The sequence below is a fragment of the Dorea longicatena genome (assembly GCF_025150085.1).
In the GTDB taxonomy this organism is placed as follows: Bacteria; Bacillota; Clostridia; order Lachnospirales; family Lachnospiraceae; genus Dorea_A; species Dorea_A longicatena.
On record NZ_CP102280.1, the window covers coordinates 333,696 to 349,233 of the forward strand.

Consider the following 15,538-nt stretch of genomic DNA (forward strand, 5'->3'; position numbering starts at 1 on the left):
ATTTAATAACTGTTATATTTTGTTATTAAATTCTCCGCAAACCCTTGAAAATCTTTGTGTGAATCCTCTATTTCGGACAGGAGATAATTTGACAGGAAATTTCAAAGAAGAGTATAATACATATTAAGACATTTTGAATCGGCATGTGTCCGGAAGAAGCTGTCACTGGCAGGTTCTCTGTATTATAAGCAGGTTCGAAATAGACGCTATGGGGGAAAATAATTTGGAAAAAAAACTGACAATAAATGATATAGCCCAGATGTCCGGTGTGGCAAAAAGTACTGTATCAAGATATCTGAACGGGGGAAGCGTTAAAGATGCAACGGCCCAGAAGATAAAAAAAATCATCGAAGAAAATAATTATGAGCCGAATCTGTTTGCAAGGCTGAATGCAAAAGAGAGCCGGATCATAGGACTTACGGTACCTGGATTTAACTCGGTAACAACACCGAGACTTGTAGAAGTAATCGTTGCCTATCTTAAGAAAAATGATTATACACCTCTTATCATGCATACGGAAAATGATATCGAAGAAGAAATACGCTGTATCGAACGGCTGAAGAATATGAATGTAGATGGAATTATGGTTCTTGCGACGGGAAGCACAAAAGAATACGAAGAAGCAGTAAAGAAGTTAAAAATTCCAATCCTGTTTCTTGGACAACGCTTCCCGGGAGAGAATTCTGTCATTAATGATGATTACAATGCAGGATATGCGGTGGGTAATTATATCGGACAACGTAAGTTCAAGGAGATTTATATGCTCTGGGTACCTGAAGATGACCCGGCAGTAGGAGGAGAACGACGCCATGGAGTGATCGATGGACTTATGTCCTGTGAGAAAAAGCCAAAAGAAGTCATAGAGACAACGTTCTTTTATGAAAATGCAATTGAAAATGTACAGAAATTTGTAGATCATATGAAGACACCGGCGGCAGTCGTATGCGCAACAGACCGTATCGCATTTGGCGTGTACAAAGTAATGTCAGAGAAAGGTATACGGATACCGGAAGAAGTATCCGTGGTAGGATTTGGCGATTACGAAGCAGGAGAACTGTTACAGCCGCCACTTACGACGGTAAAATTTGACTGGAAGAACTGGGGGGAGATCAGTGCTGAGTCGATGATCCAGATGATTTTAGGAAAGCCGGTAAGCCCGCTTCAGGTCAACCCGTATGAAATTATAGAAAGAAAAAGTGTAAAAGAGAACTGAGAATCAGGCGGATCTGTCAATTTGACAGACCTGCTTTTGTGCAATATAGACAAATTTAGATATCAATTTTTGGAACCGTTTCCAAAAATGAAAGTGCAGTGACGTTTTGTGTTGACATACAAAAGCTGATGTATATAATAAAAACATAGGAACGGAACCGGTTCCAAAACAAAACAATACAAGGAGAAGAGAAATGGGAAAGAACAATGAGTATCTGGAAATATCAAAACAGATCGTAGCCAATATTGGTGGAATGGATAATATCCAGGGAACAGCACACTGTGCAACCAGACTCAGGATCGTATTGAAAGATAATGATCTTGCAGATATTGAAAAACTGGAAGATATCGACAAAGTAAAAGGTGCGTTCATAGCAGGTAATCAGTTACAGCTGATCCTGGGAGCTGGAACAGTGAATGATGTATATGAGGTATTTGCCGAGTATACGAATACACAGAATATGTCACTGGGAGATCTGAAGGAAGAAAGTGCGAAGAGGCAGAATCCACTTCAGGCAGTGATCAAAGCGTTATCTGATGTATTTATCGGAATCATGCCGGCACTTCTTGCAGCAGCCCTTCTGATGGGAATTACAAGCGTCCTTGGCGGACTTGAAGTAGTAAAGACACATGATACCTTATATGCGATCAACCGGCTGGTAAGTCTTGCGTCTACAGGTATCTTTGCAATCCTTCCAATGGCAGTATGCTATTCAGCCGTAAAAAGATTTGGCGGGAATCCGGTTCTTGGTATGGTAATCGGAGCAATCATGTTAGACAGTTCTCTTGCCAATGCTTACCAGGCTGCACAGGGAACCGTTGATATAGAAGTTATCCGTCTGTTCGGACTGAAGATTGAGATGGTAGGATTCCAGGGAGGAATCATCATCGCGCTTATGATGGGATTTGTAGTTGCAAAACTGGATAAATTCTTCAATAAGGTAATTCCGGATGTAATCAAGCTTCTGGTTGCACCAATGCTGACAGTATTTATCTCTACGGTATTACTTTTTACACTTGTAGGTCCGGCAGGACGAATTCTTTCTAATGGAATCACAGACGGACTGATGTGGGGTACAGAACATCTGGGAGCATTCGGGTATGCGTTATTTGCCGGAGTTCAGCAGATCGTAGTTATCACAGGTCTTCATCACATTATCGGTGCGGTAGAAGCACAGCTTATTGCATCGACAGGAACAAACTTTTTAAATCCACTGATGTCTGTAGCTTTATTTGGACAAAGTGGTGCGGTACTTGGTTATCTTTCCCTGAACTGGAAGAACTTAAAAGCCAGAGAGCTTTGTATTCCAAGTTTCTGCTCGACATTATTTGGTATCAGTGAACCGGCAATCTTCGGAGTAAACTTACGTTACAAGTTTCCACTGATCGGTGGATGTATCGGTGGTGCAGTTGCAGGTGCATATGTATACTATTCAAAGCTTACTGCTCTTGGATTCGGTACAACTGCACTTCCTGGAATGGCAATTGCTAATCCGGCACATCACGGGTACATTAACTACATCATTGCACATGCAATCGCGATTATGATTGGATTTGTATGTACAGTCATCTTTGGAAAAATGTGGTCAGCACCGGATAAGAATAAAAATGACAAAAAGAACGATACAAAAGAAAATGATACAACAAAGGCAGTTATTACAGAAGAGCCTGGTGCAGTCTATGCAGCAGCAGAGGGAACAGTAAAAGATATCGAAGCATCGACAGATCCGACATTTGCAAACAAGGTACTTGGAGACGGTGTCGTTATCTTTCCGGAAGACGGAACCGTTATGGCACCATGTAAGGCAACCGTATCACTCGTATATCCAACCGGACATGCAATCGGACTTACAACTGCAGATGGAGCAGAGATCCTGATTCACTGCGGGGTAGATACCGTCAATATGAACGGTGAAGGATTTGAGACACTTGTAAAAGAAGGACAGGAAGTAACAGCAGAAGAAGCACTTATCAGATTTGACATCGACCTGGTGAAGAAGCATGGATACTCTCCGGAGATTCTTGTTATCTTCACAGAGCTTCCGGAAGGAAAGACCATCAAAACAGAAGAAAAACATATTGCAAAAAATGATAAGATGGCTGAAATCGTGTAAGGATAAGGTGGACAGGAACAGATGAACAAAGAGACATATTTAACAGAATATCCGAAGCATGAAAGTATGAGGGAGAATGTAAAAAAAGATAAAAACAGACTTCACTTTCATATGATGCCGCCGACAGGCTGGATGAATGATCCGAATGGTCTGTGTGAATTTCAGGGTGTGAATCATATTTATTTCCAATATACACCATTTCTTGCCGGATGGGGAACGAAGCTTTGGGGACATTACACAACAAAGGATTGGATTCATTATAAAGAAGAAGAGCCGTTCCTTTATCCGGACGAAGAATGGGACAGAGACGGTGTATATAGCGGATCAGCCTATACCTGTGAAGATGGAATTCACTATTTTTACACAGGAAATGTAAAACTCTGGGATAAAGATTATGATTATATCATGAATGGACGGGAACAGAATACGATTCACGTATTCAGTCCGGATGGAAAGAATATTGCATACAAGAAGCTTGTAATGACCAATGATGATTATCCGGTGAATATGTCCAAGCATGTCAGAGATCCAAAAATCTATAAAAAAGACGGCCGTTATTATATGATCCAGGGAGGCCGTGATGCGGAATCTTATGGCTGTGCACTTTTGTTTTGTTCCGACGATCTGGAACACTGGAAATGGTACGATACGGTGCGGACAGCAAAGCCATTTGGTTATATGTGGGAATGCCCGGATCTGTTCGAGATTGACGGCCAGCAGATTATGACATGCTGTCCACAGGGAGTAGATCAGAAGGGATATGATTACCAGAATGTGTACCAGTGTGGATATTTTCCGGTAGAGTTTGACCTGAAGAACAAATCATACAGCTTTGGAAAATTTCAGGAATTTGACAAAGGATTTGACATCTATGCGACACAGACATTTGCAGATGAAGCGGGTAGAAGAATCCTGATTGGCTGGATGGGGATTCCGGATGCAGATTATGATAATGATGCAACGGTTGCATATGACTGGATCCATGCACTTACCATGCCAAGAGAACTGGAATGGAAAGATGGAAAGATCTTACAGCATCCATTAAAGGAGATGAAAGATCTGCGTAAAAATGCATTTACCTGCGAGCTGGAAGCATTTACAAAGTGGGCGCCTGCGGACTGCTGTTTTGAACTGAGACTTGACGTGGAAGAAGCAAAAAATCTGGAGCTTAAGCTTCGTGAAGATGTTACAATAAGCTGGAAGGACGGGCTTTTTACCTTATCGATGGGAGAAAGCGGACGTGGAAGAAAGCAGCGCTTTGCTAAGGTGGAAGAGCTTTCGGATATTACCATCTTTTCGGATACATCAGCCATTGAGATATTCATTAATAACGGGGAAACGGTTCTGACAACAAGAGTATATAGTGAACATCTTGAACAGAAAGTAGAGCTTGTATCCAGAGAGGTAAAGGGAAGCGTTCATGGATATGAACTTGGATCATTCGAGGTTGAATATAAAAAATAGATTCCGGACTGCATAAGATATAACAGGTGAATATACGGAAAAGAAAATAAAAATGTGGACAGGTTCCTGAAAAAAGAGGTGCCAGTCCACATTTTTTATACCATAGTATGCAAGAGATGCTGTCAGTGGCAAGTTTTATGTATTGCCATGCATTTGTAAGAAGTAGCAGGTGGCAAGTTTTTTGTATCTGACTGCAAATTCCGCTTCATCGGATCACCGATTCCGCTAGCAACGGATCAGTTTTTCAGGTCGTAACGGAACACTTTTCCGCTTCGTCGGATCACGCATTCTTATAAAGTGTTATAGTTTTTTCGTAGTCATTATTTTTAGATTACGAAAGGAGGCATTTTTATGCAGGACTACAACACTATTATTGGTGCTATTCAGATGCGTCTGAATAAGTGCCCAACCAGATCTGTTATGGATCGTTTTCGAATCGGATCAAGCACTCTTATCTGCTTCAAGAATCCGCCCATGCGCATAGTGAAGATAATTACTATGAGTATTCAAACAAGATGGCCGGTTATGATCTTCTTGTTATAGATGATTTTGGATTGATGGACTTAAATCTTGACAAGTGCCGTGATCTCTTTGAAATCATCGAAGCTAGAGATTGCCGAAAATCAACAGTCATCATCTCGCAGATGCCAGTAGCGAACTGGTACCAATTGTTTGGTGATAACACATATGCAGATGCATGTCTCAGCCGCATGACCTCTAAAGCATATCGATTAGACTTTCCAGGTCGCGATAGACGTGTAGAAAGCAAGTAACTTTATTAACAAACAGGGCAATGATCCGTTCCTAGCGGAACAGCGCTCCGCTCATGCGGAGCGAGTGCTCTGTTTTTGCGGAATATGCAAGTTTCTTGCATAAACTTAAATATAGTGTTTCTGCTGAAATTCCCGGAATAGATTTGGCAGACAGACCTTGCTATTATCAAGGACGTGGAAGGTTGAAGGGGTCCTATACCCGTATTGGGGATAGTAATGAACCGATGACAGAATACGAAATATATAGTTATGAAGCATATAGAAGAAAATATCAAGACGATATCCGTGAGGTTCCGAGAGTAACAGTAATGTCATTGGATCAGGAAGAACTGAATCGTTATGTTGAACTGTTAAAGAGAGGAAAACAAAGATTAGCAACACTTGATAATGAAAGTATTTATGAACTTATGAGCATAAAGCGAGGAGAGAAAGTAACGCTTAGTGCGACTTTGCTTTTTAGTCCATATCCACAGGCATATTTTCCACAATTGTGTATTACGGCAATTGTAATTCCTGGGAGAACAATAGGAAGTCTTGGCGACATGGGGGAAAGATTCTCGGATAATCAGAGAATAGAAGGAACAATTCCGGAAATGTTGGATGAGGCATTATTATTTGTGAAACGCAATATGCGGACAAAGACAATTATAAGTCCGACAACCGGACGAAGAACTGACAGAACAGACTATCCAATAACAGCGGTTAGAGAAGCTATTATAAATGCATTAGTACATCGTGATTATAGTATTCATACAGAAGGAATGCCGATTCAACTTATAATGTTTGAAGACAGGATTGAAATACATAATCCAGGTGGATTATATGGAAGAATCACTATTGACCAATTAGGAAAAATTCAACCGGATACAAGAAATCCGGTACTTGCATCGGCACTTGAAACATTGGGAATAACAGAAAACAGGTATTCGGGAATTCCAACAATCCGGATGGAAATGGAGAAATATAACTTAAGACAGCCAGAATTCTTGGATGAAAGAGGAAGTTTTATTGTAAAACTATATAAAGAATCAAAGAATGATTATGAAGATATGTCAAATGATGAAGAAACAAATAATTTAATAGTATTTTGTAAAACACCGCGTACAAGAAAGGAAATTTGTGATTATCTGGGTTTAAATTCTGTTACTTATGCTATACAGACGTATGTAAATCCATTAGTAGAAGCTGGCGTAATTAAGTTGAGTATTCCAGATAAGCCAAAGAGTCCAAAACAGTTATATTATAGCGTAGAAAGAGAAGAATGAGAGAGGAACAAGGATGAACATACAAATATTCGGAATCAAGAAAAGCTTCGACAGCAAAAAAGCAGAACGCTTTTTCAAAGAGCGCGGAATTAAATACCAGTTCGTAGATATGAAAGAAAAAGGTCTGAGTAAAGGTGAATTCAATTCGGTATGCCAGGCTGTCGGAGGATATGAAAAACTGATCGATCAGGAGTGCAAGGATAAAGATCTGCTTGCGTTGATTACTTATCTTGCAGAGGAAGATAAAGCAGAAAAGATTTTGGAAAATCAAAAGATGATCAAGACACCGATTGTTCGTAATGGAAAGCAGGCAACGGTAGGATATCGGCCGGATGTGTGGAAGAATTGGAAATAGATGCATATGGAGAGTGCGAGAAGATGACATATTACAACCGAGAAGACCAATTCCTGCGACAACGCTTGCAGAAAGAAATCCCGATTTTACGGGCATTAATACAAAATCTATATGAAGAACTGGACAGAAAACTCCATTTGAATGGTGCAAAAGTGCCGATAACATTTGGATATGACACGGACACACTGGGATCTTACACTAGACGAAGTGCACATGAAAAAGAGCATTTTCATTTTTCGCTGTTGTTTATTGCATATGGTGTGAAGAATCCGCTGTCCAAAGAGGATCGCATAGATTTATTCAAACACGAATACGCCCATTACATGCAGTACAATATGCAGATTCCCGAAAAGTATAAATGGCAGGCGGGAACACACGGAAGTGCTTGGAAATACTGCTGTTCTCTAATCGGAGCGGCGCCGACGCCGTATTATAAGGCGGGCGAAGCGCTTATGAATCATGACTACGATAAAGTATTAAAGAACAGGATTCATGATAAGTCCGTGCCGGTCCGGGATACTTATCAGCAACTGAAGACTGCACAGAAGAAAAAAGATGAAGTGGTTCAGTATAAGCTTGGCGATGCAGTGACACATCCGAAATTCGGACATGGAATTGTGGAGAAGATTAATCAGAGATCTGGCGGGGTGCATTTACATATCCGGTTTGATGGGGAAGTGAAGTGTATCGATCAGAAATGGTTGTCACGGAAGAAGTATACGTAAAAAGATATACGTAAAGAGATATGTGTAAAGAGTATATGTGAAAAGATTCAGTAAAAACAAATAAGCAAGGTAGTGAAGTATCTGAAGAGGATAAACGTACACGAAGAACGTTAGAAGATGAGATGACATTTTTCGTGTGCGTAAATTTATATATTGACATACTATCAAAGCGATACTAACATAAAGATAATAATATAGGACGAAAAAAGAAAGAGGTAGTAATCATGCGGAAAAAATCAGAAATGCAAAAGGCTAACGAAGAATTTGTAAAGACTTACGATGATTCAAAATATCCAAAACCATCCGTAACTGCAGATATCGTCATTTTCGGAATGTTTGACAAAGAAGAAGATAATTACAGAAAAATAGCCGAGAAAGAGTTAAAGGTACTTTTAATCCAGAGAGGTGCGGCACCATATGAAGGCTGTTATGCCCTTCCGGGCGGATTCGTTGGTCCGAAGGAAACCATCGGCGAAGCCGCAGAACGTGAATTAAAAGAAGAGACAAACTGCAACTGTAATTTCCTGGAACAGTTCGGTACCTACAGCAATCCAGACCGTGATCCGAGAAGATGGGTGATCAGCAATGGATACATGGCACTTGTCAATGCTGGACAGGAAATAATCCAGGCAGGAGATGATGCTTCAGATGCAAAGTGGTTTGATGTGTCATTTCAGGAAGAAGCCGGTATATGGAATCTGTGTCTGACACATGGGGATGAGAAGCTTCATGCAAGATTAGAAGAGACAACTTCGAAGTGGGATGTAAAGAAGAAATTCAAGACGATAGAAAGTGATGACCTTGCATTTGACCACGAGCTGATTCTTGCAGATGCAATCGTACAGCTTCGCAAGTGGATTACGGAGACGCATATAGCGTTCCGGCTTTTACCGGAGAAGTTTACATTGAGAGAATTGCAGCAGATTCATGAGACGGTGCTGGATACGAAGCTTCTGGTTCCGGCGTTTCGAAGAAAAGTGGCTGATCTGGTAGAAGATACCGGGGAGATGACGGGGGATGCCGGGCATCGGCCGGCGAAGTTGTATCGGGAGAAAAGATAAACTTTAGTAAGAAGAAAGGGCTGTGCATACTAATGATGAAATTTTTATTCTTGATACTTTTCATAATTTTGGAAAAAAGAACATTTAGAGCAATTGTGGCATTGCCGGCAGGCATTGTTACAGCCGGGTATATGGAAGAGATTAATAAAGATGAATCTTTGTAATTTAGGAGAATTGCAGATGGAAGATAAAGAGAAAAAGCAAATGCTTACAACGGAGCTAACAAAAGAAAAGAGCGGCAGGAGTGCCGGGATGATTCAGGATATGTCAATAAACGGAATCAAACTACATCTCGCTCAGAACGGAACCGGCGGCCCGGTTATCTTCTGGGGTATGTATCCACATCAGCAGAACGAAGTAGAACATCTGTGGGAATCTCTACTGGAACTTGTGCCGGAACAAAATTTCCTGCTCGTCGCATTTCAGGTGGAAGACTGGAATCGGGATTTTTCGCCTTGGGAAGCAGCGGCGGTATTCGGGAAGGAAGGCTTCGCCGGACAAGGTCTGAAGACGCTGAGATGGCTGACAGAGGAATGTGTGCCACATATTGACCGGACTTTTGGTGTGAAAGACAGGGAACATTGGCTGATGGGATATTCGCTTGCCGGATTATTCGCGCTATGGGCAGCTTATGAAAGTGACGTGTTTTCTGGAATTGTATGCTGTTCGGGTTCGTTGTGGTTCCCGGACTGGGACCATTATGTGAGGAATCATGTGATTCAGAGTAAATGTAGCGTGTATCTGAGCCTTGGCGGAAAGGAAGAGAAGGCGAAGAACAAAGTAATGGCAGCGGTCGGTGACAGGACCAGGGCGCAGGAAGGGCTGTTACAGGAGGACTCGATGGTGGAATCCGTGGTTTTAGAGTGGAATGCGGGAGGGCATTTTGCAGATGCGGGGAAAAGGCTGGCTAAGGGCGTGAAATGGATGTTTGGAGTGAAAAGTGGCTTATAATATAAGTTGAGGGTGTTAAGGTTTCATGGTATCATAATCAGTATAGAAGAACAGTGTGACAGATTATGTTATTACAACCGGAGGTGAAAATCAATGAACAAAGCAGACAAAGCAGAATCCCTCTTCCGCACAGGCTACAACTGCAGCCAGTCGGTCTATGCAGCATTTGCGGAAGAACTGGGAATAACAGTGGAAGAGGCAGCAAAAAAAGCAAGCCCGTTCGGAGCGGGATTTGGCAAGCTGCGTGAGGTATGCGGAGCCGTGACAGGAATGGTCATGGTAATCGGTGATCTGTACGGATATGACGATCCGAAAGATGCGGCGGGGAAAAAGCAGCTTTATGTACTTGTGCAGAAGCTTTGTGGATCCTTTGAAGCTTCGGAAGGAAGCCTGATCTGCCGGGAACTTCTCGGGCTGGAGAAGGGCGAAGATCTGGAAGAGCCTGCGGTCAGAACGGAAGCGTATTATCAGAGCAGACCTTGTGTGAAAGCATGCAGAAGGGCAGCGGAGATTCTGGAAGAGTATGTGAAAGAGCAGAAAAGAAAATGAGTGAATACATTACGACCTACACAGGAAAACATTTTAAACCAACAGAACCGGATCCGGAGTTATTTGACATAGCAGACATTGCACATGCGCTGTCCCTGATATGCAGAGGAAATGGTCATGTGAAGATGTTCTGGTCGGTCGGGGAACATTGCATTTGCTGTGCAAAAGAGGCAAAGGCGAGAGGTCTGTCGGATAGGATGGTGCTTGCATGCCTGCTTCACGATGCAAGCGAGTGTTATATGTCGGATGTTCCGTCGCCTTTTAAGAAGGAACTGCCGGAATATAATGAACGCGAAGAACGTATGCTTTCTATGATTTATGAAAAATTTCTCGGTTCGGACCTGACACCGGAAGAGAAGATGCAGTTGAATGCGATTGATAAGGCAATGCTATGGTATGATCTGACGTTTCTTCTGGGAGAGAAACAGGAGAGCGAAGCGCCCGAATTGCATATTGATCTGAGGTATGAGGTCAGAGCATTTGGTGAGGTGGAAGAAGAATACCAGAGGATTTTTGAAGAACAGCTTATAACCGTACAGAATAAAAGAATCTAAAATCGTACGGATAAGATAGAAAAGGAGGAATACATTATGTTACACGAAGTATCTTTTGCGTCCTACAACGGACGTGACCAGGTCCAGGGATGGATCTATGTTCCGGCTTGCAAACCGAAGGGAATCGTCCAGGTGATCCACGGATTTGGGGAACATTCCAGACGTTATCTGCACATGATATCTGCCTTCATGGATGCGGGTTATATCGTGGCAGCAGACGATCATGTAGGACATGGGAAGACAGCAATGGTCAATAATGTGTGGGGCGACTGGGGAGACAAAGGACCGCATACAATGATGGAAGACGAGCATACATTGAAAGGAATCGTGTGTGAAAAATATCCGGATCTGCCATATTTCTTATTCGGACACAGCATGGGATCTTTTATCACAAGAGATTTCATTGCAAAATACGGGGACGAACTGGCCGGGGCAACTATCTGCGGAACAACGGGAATCTTCCGCGGGGCAGAAGAGACGGGAAAGAAATTAAAAGAAGCGATCGATGCAGGACATGGAGAAGAATCCGATCCGTCATATACCGGAGAACTGATGGGATGGATGTGTGAGCGCTGTGGAGAGGTCAGCATCGGAAATGAGTGGATCTGTGCCGATCCGTATGTACAGCGGGATCATGCCGATGATCCGTTTGATGCATTTACCAGACCGACCAGCAACCGTTCGGTATATGATTTCATCCAGATGATGTTACAGATCGAGGGAACAAAGTGGGCCGAAAAAGTGCCGACAGACATGCCAATCTATAATATTGCGGGAGATCAGGATCCGGTAGGTGAGTATGGTGTCGGTGTATATCAGGTAAGTAACTGGCTGGTACAGACCGGACATAACGTAACGACGAAGCTGTACTCGGGATACCGTCACGAGATACATAATTATGCTGAGATTAAGAACGAAGTCGAAGCGGGTATTATTGCATTCATGGACAAGGCATTATAAAAATGTATTAGGTGTCGGGAAGGATTATAATTCAAAAAACATAGAGATAAAGACATAAAAAGTACAATAGCATTTGTGATAGCGATTGTCGTGATCAGTGTAGATAAGAAAGACGTAAGGGAAATTTGATTTTCAGGGACTCCGGTTTTATGAAACCCGGAGTCCTTTTTGAAAAAAATTATTTTTTGATCTCTGATTGGAATGCATTGATATCTTTTGCTTTACAAATGATATATAAAGTATTATGATAAAAAAAACGAAATCTTCAGGGCAGGGTGCGATTCCCTACCGGCGGTAAAGCCCGCGGGCCGAGAGGCATGATCCGGTGTGATTCCGGAGCCGACAGTATAGTCTGGATGAAAGAAGATGATGGTACAGTTATTTTAATAGATGAATGTAGTGTCTGAGCTCTGAGATGGTGATCCATTTCAGAGCTTTTTTGGTTAACAGATCATTTGTCAGTTATATGTAACAGATCATTTCCCCTGTAGGTATCCTGCAGGGGTTTTTGTATAACTAAGAAAGAAGGAAGAGAAATGACGGATCAGGAATACATGCTCCGGGCAATCCAGCTTGCAAAAAAGGGAGAAGGATGGACAAATCCGAATCCGATGGTAGGTGCGGTGATCGTAAAAGACGGCCGGATCATCGGGGAAGGTTATCATAAAAAATGCGGAGAACTTCATGCAGAGCGCAATGCAATCGCATCGCTTACAGAATCGGCAGAGGGTGCGACAATCTATGTTACGCTGGAACCATGCTGTCATTATGGCAAGACACCGCCGTGTACGGAAGCGATCATAGAACAGAAGATTAAAAAAGTGGTGATTGGTTCCAGGGATCCGAATCCAAAGGTGGCAGGAAAAGGTGCACAGATATTGCGTGAATCGGGAATTACAGTAGTTCAGGATTTTATGCGGGAAGAATGTGACTGTCTGAACCCGGTATTCTTCCATTATATTACGACGAAGACACCGTATGTAGTGATGAAATATGCCATGACACTGGATGGGAAAATTGCGACAAAGACGGGTGCATCGAAGTGGATCACAGGAGAACCGGCCAGACAGGAAGTGCAGCATATGAGGCACCGGTATATGGGTATTATGGCCGGTATCGGGACTGTACTTGCGGATGATCCGATGTTGAATGTCCGGGTAGAAGGATGGAAAAGTCCGGTCAGAATAGTATGCGACAGCAGTCTTAGGATACCGCTTGACAGCCAGATCGTAAGAAGTGCAAAAGAGTACCGGACAATCGTGGCTTATGCAGGACGGGAAGAGAACGAAGAAATAACAGAAAAAATAGAACGGTTACATGCGAAAGGCGTGGATACTGTCTGCTGTCCGGATGAAAAAGGTCAGATAGACCTTAAAAAGCTGATGACATATCTTGGAAATGAGGGCATTGACAGCATTCTGCTGGAAGGCGGGGGCACGCTGAACGACAGTGCACTGCGGGCAGGAATTGTAAAAGAGGTACACTGTTTTATCGCACCAAAATTATTTGGCGGAAAGAACAGTAAGACACCGGTGCAAGGAATCGGCATCGGACTTCCATCAGAAGCATTGAAACTGAAATGTACGGATATCTGCCGGATCGGTGAAGACATCAGGATAATCTGTCAGGTATGTGAAAAAGAACAGGAGGGGCCATGTTTACAGGAATCGTAGAAGAGAAAGGATCGGTCCGCTATATGCAGCTGACCGGAGAGTCGGGAGTTCTGGCAGTCAAGGCGAAGAAGGTATTGGAAAGAACGAAGATCGGTGACAGTATCGCAGTCAATGGAGTGTGTCTGACAGTTACATCACTTCAGCCGGATGGATTTACTGCAGATGTGATGGCAGAGACCATCAGGAGAAGCAGTCTGGGAAGCTGTAAAGTCGGAAGTCAGGTGAATCTGGAACGGGCGATGGCTGCAGACGGAAGATTTGGAGGACATATCGTAAGCGGTCATATTGACGGAACCGGTGTGATCCGGTCTCTGACCCGGGAGGAGAATGCCATCTGGGTATCTATTGGAACATCGCCGCAGATATTACATCTGATCGTAGAAAAAGGCTCCATCTGTATAGATGGCATCAGCCTGACGGTGGCAAAAGTAGAGGAAGAGGGATTTCAGGTATCGGTTATCCCGCATACAGGAGAAGAAACAACGCTTTTGGAAAAAGTGCCGGGCGATTCGGTGAATCTTGAGAATGATGTGATCGGAAAATACGTAGAAAGGCTGTTAGGCCTTGGAAAGAGTGAAGAAGAGAAAAAAGAATCCGGAATTACGATGGAATTTTTGCAGGAATTCGGATTTTAGAACAGGAGGATAAATAGAATGTCACAAAACAATCAGTACAATACAATCGAAGAGGCACTAAGGGATCTGAGGGAAGGAAAGGTTATTCTGGTTACAGATGATCCGGACAGAGAGAACGAAGGGGATCTGGTATGTGCAGCAGAGTTTGCAACACAGGAGAATATCAATTTTATGGCGACTTATGCGAAAGGGCTTATCTGTACACCGATGAGTGCGGAAATTGCAGCAAGGCTTAACTTTCCACCGATGGTTGCGGAGAATACCGATAATCACAGCACAGCATTTACCGTTGCAGTGGACCATGTTGATACAACGACAGGTATTTCGGCAGCAGAACGTTCTTATACAATCATGAAATGTGTGGATGAAGATGCGAAGCCGGAAGATTTCAGAAGACCGGGACATGTATTTCCACTCATTGCCAGAAAAGGCGGAGTCCTGGTGCGGAACGGACACACAGAGGCAACGACTGATCTGGTGAGACTGGCTGGATTGAAAGAATGCGGCGTGTGTTGTGAGATTATGAAAGAAGATGGCACAATGATGCGTACACCACAGTTGTGGGAACTTGCAAAAGAGCATAATCTTACATTTATTACGATCCGTGATCTTCAGGATTACATGAGAATCCATGAAAAACATGTAAAAGAAGAGGCGGTTGCAGACCTTCCGACGCAGTATGGAGATTTCAGACTTCACGGATATATCAATGATATTACAGGAGAACATCACCTTGCACTGGTAAAAGGTGATATCGGAGACGGTGAAGATGTACTTTGCAGGGTACATTCGGAGTGCCTGACAGGTGATGCATTTGGCTCGCTCAGATGTGACTGTGGTCTGCAGCTTCAGACAGCGATGCGTCAGGTAGAAGCAGAAGGCAGAGGAATCATTCTTTACATGAGGCAGGAAGGCAGAGGAATCGGGCTGCTCAATAAGATCAAGGCATATGCACTGCAGGAGCAGGGATATGATACGGTAGAGGCCAATGTAAAGTTGGGATTTGCACCGGATCTCAGAGAGTACTGGATCGGAGCGCAGATATTATCGGATCTCGGAGTGAAGTCATTGAGACTTCTGACCAATAATCCGGACAAAGTCTATGGACTTGGTGGGTTTGGGCTGAAGATCAATGAAAGAGTACCGCTGGAGATCCCACCGCAGAAGTATGATCTGAAATATATGAAGACAAAACAGGAAAAGATGGGACACATTTTCAAAGAAATAGAATTATAAAAAGATTTAAT

The 15,538-nt window shown here is 42.9% G+C and carries 15 protein-coding genes and 1 riboswitch; all 15 genes read left to right on the top strand.

Annotated elements, in window-relative coordinates; all coding sequences use genetic code 11:
* Positions 1-223: 223 nt before the first annotated feature.
* The 15 genes from NQ508_RS01620 to NQ508_RS01690 all read left to right on the top strand — a co-directional run bounded on the left by NQ508_RS01620 (position 224) and on the right by NQ508_RS01690 (position 15,527).
* Positions 224-1,213 (top strand): LacI family DNA-binding transcriptional regulator, encoded by a 990-nt coding sequence (locus NQ508_RS01620; RefSeq protein WP_028087351.1) that lies wholly within the window; start codon positions 224-226, stop codon positions 1,211-1,213.
* 193 nt (positions 1,214-1,406) lie between these two features.
* Positions 1,407-3,326, top strand: a complete 1,920-nt coding sequence (locus tag NQ508_RS01625; protein ID WP_006427689.1) for a PTS sucrose transporter subunit IIABC — start codon at positions 1,407-1,409, stop codon at positions 3,324-3,326.
* Between the two features lie 21 nt (positions 3,327-3,347).
* Positions 3,348-4,790: a glycoside hydrolase family 32 protein gene (locus NQ508_RS01630; RefSeq protein WP_006427688.1), complete on the top strand. Its 1,443-nt coding sequence runs from the start codon at positions 3,348-3,350 to the stop codon at positions 4,788-4,790.
* A 401-nt stretch (positions 4,791-5,191) separates the two neighbouring features.
* The gene (locus NQ508_RS01635) at positions 5,192-5,563 is read left to right on the top strand and encodes an ATP-binding protein (RefSeq protein ID WP_330371016.1); all 372 of its coding nucleotides are present in this window, start codon (positions 5,192-5,194) and stop codon (positions 5,561-5,563) included.
* 224 nt (positions 5,564-5,787) lie between these two features.
* On the top strand, positions 5,788-6,828 hold the full coding sequence (locus NQ508_RS01640) for an ATP-binding protein (RefSeq protein ID WP_044920075.1): 1,041 nt from the start codon (positions 5,788-5,790) through the stop codon (positions 6,826-6,828).
* A gap of 13 nt (positions 6,829-6,841) precedes the next feature.
* On the top strand, positions 6,842-7,183 hold the full coding sequence (locus tag NQ508_RS01645) for an arsenate reductase family protein (protein WP_006427685.1): 342 nt from the start codon (positions 6,842-6,844) through the stop codon (positions 7,181-7,183).
* 23 nt (positions 7,184-7,206) lie between these two features.
* Positions 7,207-7,908, top strand: a complete 702-nt coding sequence (locus NQ508_RS01650) for a hypothetical protein (RefSeq protein ID WP_006427684.1) — start codon at positions 7,207-7,209, stop codon at positions 7,906-7,908.
* Positions 7,909-8,132: 224 nt separating this feature from the next.
* Positions 8,133-8,969 carry an NUDIX hydrolase gene (locus NQ508_RS01655; RefSeq protein WP_006427683.1) on the top strand — a complete coding sequence of 279 codons (837 nt, stop codon included), beginning with the start codon at positions 8,133-8,135 and terminating at the stop codon, positions 8,967-8,969.
* Positions 8,970-9,119: 150 nt separating this feature from the next.
* Positions 9,120-9,920, top strand: coding sequence for an alpha/beta hydrolase (locus NQ508_RS01660; RefSeq protein WP_006427681.1), 801 nt, complete (start codon positions 9,120-9,122; stop codon positions 9,918-9,920).
* Between the two features lie 93 nt (positions 9,921-10,013).
* The gene (locus tag NQ508_RS01665) at positions 10,014-10,469 is read left to right on the top strand and encodes a C-GCAxxG-C-C family protein (protein WP_006427680.1); all 456 of its coding nucleotides are present in this window, start codon (positions 10,014-10,016) and stop codon (positions 10,467-10,469) included.
* On the top strand, positions 10,466-11,023 hold the full coding sequence (locus tag NQ508_RS01670) for an HD domain-containing protein (RefSeq protein WP_006427679.1): 558 nt from the start codon (positions 10,466-10,468) through the stop codon (positions 11,021-11,023). The genes NQ508_RS01665 and NQ508_RS01670 overlap by 4 nt, the downstream gene beginning before the upstream one ends.
* Positions 11,024-11,059: 36 nt before the next feature.
* On the top strand, positions 11,060-11,983 hold the full coding sequence (locus tag NQ508_RS01675) for an alpha/beta fold hydrolase (protein ID WP_006427678.1): 924 nt from the start codon (positions 11,060-11,062) through the stop codon (positions 11,981-11,983).
* A gap of 257 nt (positions 11,984-12,240) precedes the next feature.
* Positions 12,241-12,355: riboswitch (FMN riboswitch) on the top strand.
* A 164-nt stretch (positions 12,356-12,519) separates the two neighbouring features.
* Entirely contained in the window at positions 12,520-13,656 is a 1,137-nt protein-coding gene (gene ribD / locus NQ508_RS01680; protein WP_006427676.1) for a bifunctional diaminohydroxyphosphoribosylaminopyrimidine deaminase/5-amino-6-(5-phosphoribosylamino)uracil reductase RibD, read from the top strand.
* Positions 13,638-14,291 carry a riboflavin synthase gene (gene ribE / locus NQ508_RS01685; RefSeq protein ID WP_006427675.1) on the top strand — a complete coding sequence of 218 codons (654 nt, stop codon included), beginning with the start codon at positions 13,638-13,640 and terminating at the stop codon, positions 14,289-14,291. Before ribD ends, ribE begins: the two co-directional genes overlap by 19 nt.
* 18 nt (positions 14,292-14,309) lie before the next feature.
* Entirely contained in the window at positions 14,310-15,527 is a 1,218-nt protein-coding gene (locus NQ508_RS01690; protein ID WP_006427674.1) for a bifunctional 3,4-dihydroxy-2-butanone-4-phosphate synthase/GTP cyclohydrolase II, read from the top strand.
* The last annotated feature ends 11 nt before the right edge of the window (positions 15,528-15,538 follow it).

Excerpts from the sequence above, each read along its gene's own strand:
- NQ508_RS01645 (WP_006427685.1), top strand. The coding sequence starts at position 6,842 with ATGAACATACAAATATTCGGAATCAAGAAAAGCTTCGACAGCAAAAAA.
- NQ508_RS01665 (WP_006427680.1), top strand. The coding sequence starts at position 10,014 with ATGAACAAAGCAGACAAAGCAGAATCCCTCTTCCGCACAGGCTACAAC.
- NQ508_RS01625 (WP_006427689.1), top strand. The coding sequence starts at position 1,407 with ATGGGAAAGAACAATGAGTATCTGGAAATATCAAAACAGATCGTAGCC.
- NQ508_RS01650 (WP_006427684.1), top strand. The coding sequence starts at position 7,207 with ATGACATATTACAACCGAGAAGACCAATTCCTGCGACAACGCTTGCAG.
- NQ508_RS01655 (WP_006427683.1), top strand. The coding sequence starts at position 8,133 with ATGCGGAAAAAATCAGAAATGCAAAAGGCTAACGAAGAATTTGTAAAG.
- NQ508_RS01630 (WP_006427688.1), top strand. The coding sequence starts at position 3,348 with ATGAACAAAGAGACATATTTAACAGAATATCCGAAGCATGAAAGTATG.
- NQ508_RS01670 (WP_006427679.1), top strand. The coding sequence starts at position 10,466 with ATGAGTGAATACATTACGACCTACACAGGAAAACATTTTAAACCAACA.
- NQ508_RS01675 (WP_006427678.1), top strand. The coding sequence starts at position 11,060 with ATGTTACACGAAGTATCTTTTGCGTCCTACAACGGACGTGACCAGGTC.
- NQ508_RS01660 (WP_006427681.1), top strand. The coding sequence starts at position 9,120 with ATGAATCTTTGTAATTTAGGAGAATTGCAGATGGAAGATAAAGAGAAA.
- ribD (WP_006427676.1), top strand. The coding sequence starts at position 12,520 with ATGACGGATCAGGAATACATGCTCCGGGCAATCCAGCTTGCAAAAAAG.
- ribE (WP_006427675.1), top strand. The coding sequence starts at position 13,638 with ATGTTTACAGGAATCGTAGAAGAGAAAGGATCGGTCCGCTATATGCAG.
- NQ508_RS01640 (WP_044920075.1), top strand. The coding sequence starts at position 5,788 with ATGACAGAATACGAAATATATAGTTATGAAGCATATAGAAGAAAATAT.
- NQ508_RS01690 (WP_006427674.1), top strand. The coding sequence starts at position 14,310 with ATGTCACAAAACAATCAGTACAATACAATCGAAGAGGCACTAAGGGAT.